The following is a 5,639-nucleotide window of genomic DNA, read 5'->3' on the forward strand; positions in this document are numbered from 1 at the left end:
CGTTGCGAGAGACAGGGAGGTAGGTGGCCGATTCAGCGTTGAGTACCCACCCGGCGGCGCACGATGTGGCGCCGGTGGCCAGGCGGGTCCGCTCGCTCATCGGCTAGTCGAGTAACGTTCGCGGCCCCGTCGGCCGTTTCGCAGGCTGCTCCAGAAGGGATCAACACCACACCACCGCCCCTGCAGGGGCGGCCTCGACAGTATGAACGACGCTATGAACGAGGGGCAGGCACCGTGTTCTGCGCGATCGGCACCCCGTGCTGATCGCCGTGCTCAACCGCCGTGTCGCTCTTGCTGCTCGCTCAAGGTGTGAGCGCGATAGCCGGCGGTCGAGGGAGATTGTTCACCCGCGGCGGTGTGGCTGCTGAAGTCCGGCTTCAAGCGCTGCGCCGCATCACGCTGTGTCCACAGCGGATCGGACACATCGCCGTGGCCGTGCTTGTCATTCTGGCCATGCACCGCCGGCCGCTGGTGCGAAAACCTCAGTGGAGTGGACATTCGTCAGAAGGACGGGAGGACCCGTCGCCCGCGGCCAGGTCTGCGACTATTGAAAGGGGCGCAATGGCCTCGCGGGGCGCGCCGCCGATAACACGCGGTCAGCCTAGCGAGCCGTTCACCTGGCGAGAGAAGTGAAAGGGCCTCTGAGGTGCAGGGCTCACGGCGAGAGCCGACGGGTCTGCCCCCACTCCCTGATCTGGAATAGCTCGTGGACCTCGGTGGCAGCCGCGTCCACGTCCTGCGCCCATCTCGCTCCCCGCTCCTGCAGGAGTAGGCGCGTGGCGTCGTCGTCGCGGTACTCGGGCCGGGTCCGGCGGTGACCACGCTTAGCGAAACTGGCCGCTGTCCCAGTGGCCACGCCGGCAAGAGCCAGGGCATGCAGATCGCAACGAGCGACACGGTCCGGCCCAGCCGCCGCCGTGGCCGCCTCGACCTCGAGTGCCCAGACGAACCACATCATGTCCCCCTCAATTGTGTGCCGCCCGGCCGTCCGCTGTCGCAGGTCGCCGGGCGAGACCTGAGACGCGCGCTCAGTCGCCGCCGGCAACGTGTCGGTGGCGCAGCCGTTGATCGCCCGAAGGTAGTCGGCGCGGACTGCGGCCTCGGCGGGGTCGCCAAACTGGGCCCGCACCACGCGGCATACGAGATCGTCGAGCTCGAGAGCCGCCGAGGCGACCGGCTCATCGGCGGCGAGCCGCGAGAAGTCGTCAGCCAGATCCTGACCCAGCGCGCGACGTTTCCACGCTACGAAGACAGGAGGGAGTCCGGCCGAAGCGGGAACGAACAGGTCCAGCTGACCCCGCTTACTCCCATCGCCCCGGTAGAAGCGGCCGTGGGTTTCCGGATGGTAGATATCCCAGTACTCGGTCCAGGCATCCAGCTCGTGGAAAAACGCGGCGTACCGGCTCCCGTCGGCAGGCGTCACAGGCGTGAGTAGTTCTATTGAGTCCGCGCCTCACCCGGCATGGCTTCGTTGAGGTAGGTCGACATCTCGGAGTGCACGAAACGGCCGAGCTCGGATCCGATTGAGTCCACGACCTCGGGGCTCTTGATCCGTGCGACAAGGTCGAGGGCGGAGACGGCAGCCTGCAGGTCGTTGAAGCGCTCCACCTCCCACCCGGGACGCCACTCGACCTTGCCCGTGGCCGGGTTGAACCACCAGCTACCCGCATCGCTCCCGCTGACCCCGATCAGTGCCTCTTTGGAGTAGCTGAACAGATGCATGGCGGGCTCTCAGTCATGGCCGAGGCTCTGACCGTCTCGGCCGATCGGGCCGGGCTGCTGCCCGACCACCTTACAGAGGCTACTCCGGCGCCGTGTGATATGCATCACAATAAGTGGCCGTAGGAGGTACCCGCGAGAACGCGTTGATCAGCGGCGTGAAGCGGCCGTTGCGCGGGTTCCAGCCCGCGCCCACCGGGGGCTTTGCAGCGTGGGCAGGCCCACGCGCTGCAGCAACCCTCTGGCGGTCAGCAGCTCGCGGTTGAAACGCCTTCGAAATAGACCGAGCCTCGTCAGCCCCAGCCACGTCGTCGACGGACTGAGACTCACACGTCGTAGAGCGGACCGGTTACCGTCGCGGGACGAGCTGTGAGCAGCGCCACGATCCCCGTCGTGGCCGTCCTGTTCCTGATGATGTCCGCTAATCGACCCACTGCCTGCACATGCGCCCAACGCGCGCCCAAGGCCTCCAAGTGGCCAGCCGCAATTGTCTTCGCCAAGTTGGGATCCATTGGCCACCATCATGCCTCAACGCCGTTCTGTTCCCCGGCCGTACCGACCTGGGGCCTGCGGACGTACATCTACTTCTTTTGATCGCGTGATTGCGCCAGCCGGGTCGCGCGTCGCAGCACGGCGTCCTGCTCGTTGAGCAGCAGCGCCGCTCGAGCCAGTCCCGAGACTTTCACGATCTCGTAGCGGGCGTCGTCCACAGCGGCGGCCGCCGCATCGAGTTTGACCTGCATTCGGTCACGGGCACGTAGGGCGCTCGACCACCTTGAGGGCGTCAGCCTCGGCGCGCTGCGCATCCAACAATCGTTGGCGCGCCGACGGGTCAACGGTCAATGGGCACATCGTTCCTCCAAAGCCGAGAATCTGCAATTCCTACGTGCAACGTGAGGGTGGGGCCACCATGCACCAAGTCGACGACGCCTCCACCGGCTCGATCACCGTGGATCGTACCAACGCCAAGGCACGGCATTGCAGTCCTGGTTCCGCCAAACCCGGGCCCGACCCCTGAGTCACCACTCCGGTATCGGAGCTGACCCGGTCCCCGCGACTGCGACCAGACCACAATCAGGCACACCCGGTCGACCCTGCCCCGGGAGCTCACCCGCCGTGACCTACAGGCCAGTACCAATCTCGCTCCACACGTCTGGCACCCGCTGGCGCGGTGGGCGGGTGGTGCCCCCGTCCGGCCCTCACCGGTGCGTGACGATGTCGATTCGGCGGATGACGTTGGGGGCGGGCTACCGCTACCTCATGTCATCTGTCGCGCGGATGGACCAGTCGGGGCCGGCAGGTGGTCTGCAGGCGTACTACGCCGCGCACGGCACCCCGCCCGGCCGTTTCCTCGGTGCCGGGCTCACCGGGTTGAACAACGGGGAAGGCGTCACTGCAGGCTCGCTCGTCACGGAGGAGGCCCTGTGGCGGATGCTCGGGATGCTGCAGGACCCGAGCACCGGTCGGCAGCTCGGGCAGGCTCGGCCCGCCCCGCGCGGGCCGTTCGTCGACCACCTCGGCCGGGTCCGCAAACCGTCGCAGACGGTCGCCGGATTCGACCTCACTTTCTCCGCGCCCAAGTCGGTCTCGACCGCCTGGGCGCTCGCCGACGACCCCACCCGCTCGCGCATCTACCGCGCGCACCGCCGCGCCATCGAGGCGGTCATCGCCTACGGGGAGAGCCAGGTATTCGCCACCCGGATGGGGAAGGCGGGCGTCGTCCAGGAGGACGTCCGCGGCATCATCGCGACCGCGTTCGACCATTGGGACTCCCGCGCCGGCGACCCTCAGCTGCACACCCACGTCGTGGTCCTTAACCGGGTCCAAGCCGTGTCCGACGGCAAGTGGCGGACCCTTGATTCCAAGGCACTCTACCGCGCCGCAGTCGGCATGTCCGAGCTCTACAACGGCATCCTCGCCGACGAGCTCACCGCCGAACTTGGCTGGGGTTGGACCCCGGAGCAGCGCCGCCGATCGACCGAACCCAAGTGGGAGGTCGAAGGGGTGCCACAGGACCTTCGCGAGCACTTCTCCCAACGCTCGAGCGCCATCGAGACAGCGAAGGACGACCTCGTCGAGCATTTCATCAACTCCCACGGCCGTCAGCCCACCGCCCACGAAGTCATCCAGATGCGCCAGCAGGCAACCCTCGAAACCCGAGGCGACAAGCACATCCGACCCTTGCGCGAGCTCATCACCGAATGGAAGGACCGCGCCCGCCCTTTCCTCGGCGTCGACCCCGAGAACTGGGTCGGCAACCTGACGAACCGCACCCCTCCACGCTTGCTCGCCGCCACCGATCTCGAGGACGGCATCCTGCGCGACGTTGCCGGTGTCGTGCTGGCCAAGGTCGCCGACAAGCGCGCCACCTTCACCCGAGCCAACCTCCTCGCCGAGACCTTGCGTGAGCTTCATGGCGTCCGCTTCGCGACGCCGAAAGACCGCATCGCTGTCGCCGAGAAGACCGCGTCGTATTCCGCTGAGCCGGCTGTCATGCTCAGGCCCCCAGACGTCGGCCTCCTGCCTCAAGCCCTCCAGCGGGCCGACGGGTCCAGCAAGTTCCGCGCTCGCAACAGCGAGCTCTACGCCACCCAGGAACTCCTCGCTGCCGAAGCGCGACTCCTCGAAGCCGCAGACGCAATGGACGGCCCGACCGCCCCGGCACCAGCCGAACCGGACGTCGATGAGGCTCTCGAGAGCGGGCGCAAGGTGCTGTCGTTTGAGCAGGCTGCCGCTGTATCCGCCGTGGTCACCTCGGGTCGCCGGCTGGACTTGATTGTCGGCGCCGCCGGGACCGGGAAGTCCACGACCATGGCTGGAGTCCGAGCAGCCTGGGAAGCCGCGTACGGGGCCGGCTCGGTCATTGGCCTCGCCCCATCGGCCGCAGCCGCCGAGGTGCTCGCCGAAGCCGTCGGGGTAGCCACGGAGAACACCTCCAAATGGATCAGCGAACACCGCCGCCTCCCCGAACGGCGCCACCAGCTCGCGTCGGATGCAGCCAGGCTGGCTCGCGCCTACCCCTCCCCAGCGACGCGCCAACTGCAGATGCGAGCGGCAGCCGGCACCGCGGCATACGACCGGTTCACCCTGCGGCCGGGACAGCTGTTGATCGTCGACGAGGCATCCATGGCTGCCACGATGGACCTGGACTACATCACGACCGCTGCAGCGCGGGCGGGCGCCAAGGTGCTGCTGGTGGGGGACTGGGCGCAGCTGTCGCCGGTGCAGGCCGGGGGAGCGTTCAAGCTGCTCGCCGATGCGCGGCGGGACGCGCCGGCGCTGCATGACGTGCGCCGGTTCCGGCACGAGTGGGAGCGGGCCGCGTCACTCAAGCTCCGGGCCGGGCGGCCGTCGGTCGCTGCCACCTATGTGGAGCGGGGGCAGGTCGAATCGGGCACTCGCGAGGACATGATCGACCTGATCTACGACGGGTGGCTCGCCGACGTGAAGGCCGGTCAGTCATCTCTGATGATGGCCGCGGACTCCGACACCGTGGCGGAGTTGAACGCGCGGGCAAGGGCGCATCGGGTCGCGGTTGGGGAGGTTTCCGCGGCCGGTGTGGTCGTCGCAGGCGGGGAGACGATCGGTGTGGGCGACGTCGTCGTGACGCGGCACAACCAGCGGGCATTGGTGACCGGGCGCGGGTGGGTAAAAAACGGCGACGACTGGGTTGTGGAGTCGATTGGCGAGGACGGGTCAATGCGCGTCCAGCGGGCAAGAGGGGGAGCGTTGGCGACGCTGCCGGCGAGCTATGTTCAGGAGTACGTCGAGCTCGGGTATGCGAGCACGGCGCATCGCGCGCAGGGTCGTACGGTCGAGTCGGCGCACGCCTATGTGAGCGCAGCGACGGTGCGTGAGCCGCTCTACGTAATGGCCACCCGCGGCCGAGATTTTAACCGTCTCTACGTCGACACGTGTTC

The 5,639-nt window shown here is 67.8% G+C and carries 5 protein-coding genes; 1 reads left to right on the forward strand and 4 read right to left on the reverse strand.

Going from position 1 to position 5,639, the window contains the following annotated elements; genetic code table 11:
- Window positions 1-273: 273 nt before the first annotated feature.
- From ABI385_RS15165 to ABI385_RS15180, 4 genes are all read right to left on the reverse strand, one after another.
- The gene (locus ABI385_RS15165) at window positions 274-498 is read right to left on the reverse strand and encodes a hypothetical protein (protein WP_348104597.1); all 225 of its coding nucleotides are present in this window, start codon (window positions 496-498) and stop codon (window positions 274-276) included.
- Window positions 499-655: 157 nt separating this feature from the next.
- Window positions 656-1,423, reverse strand: coding sequence for a hypothetical protein (locus ABI385_RS15170; protein WP_348104598.1), 768 nt, complete (start codon window positions 1,421-1,423; stop codon window positions 656-658).
- 14 nt (window positions 1,424-1,437) lie between these two features.
- Window positions 1,438-1,722, reverse strand: coding sequence for a hypothetical protein (locus ABI385_RS15175; protein ID WP_348104599.1), 285 nt, complete (start codon window positions 1,720-1,722; stop codon window positions 1,438-1,440).
- Window positions 1,723-2,300: 578 nt separating this feature from the next.
- Window positions 2,301-2,462 carry a hypothetical protein gene (locus tag ABI385_RS15180; protein WP_348104600.1) on the reverse strand — a complete coding sequence of 54 codons (162 nt, stop codon included), beginning with the start codon at window positions 2,460-2,462 and terminating at the stop codon, window positions 2,301-2,303.
- 472 nt (window positions 2,463-2,934) lie between these two features.
- Here ABI385_RS15180 and mobF point away from each other — a divergent pair.
- A partial coding sequence (mobF, locus tag ABI385_RS15185; RefSeq protein WP_348104601.1) for a MobF family relaxase occupies window positions 2,935-5,639 on the forward strand: 2,705 nt, incomplete at its 3' end.

It is taken from the genome of Lapillicoccus sp., from assembly GCF_039935575.1.
GTDB lineage: Bacteria > Actinomycetota > Actinomycetes > Actinomycetales > Dermatophilaceae > Lapillicoccus.

Excerpts from the sequence above, each read along its gene's own strand:
- ABI385_RS15165 (WP_348104597.1), bottom strand. The coding sequence starts at position 498 with ATGTCCACTCCACTGAGGTTTTCGCACCAGCGGCCGGCGGTGCATGGC.
- ABI385_RS15175 (WP_348104599.1), bottom strand. The coding sequence starts at position 1,722 with ATGCATCTGTTCAGCTACTCCAAAGAGGCACTGATCGGGGTCAGCGGG.
- ABI385_RS15180 (WP_348104600.1), bottom strand. The coding sequence starts at position 2,462 with ATGCAGGTCAAACTCGATGCGGCGGCCGCCGCTGTGGACGACGCCCGC.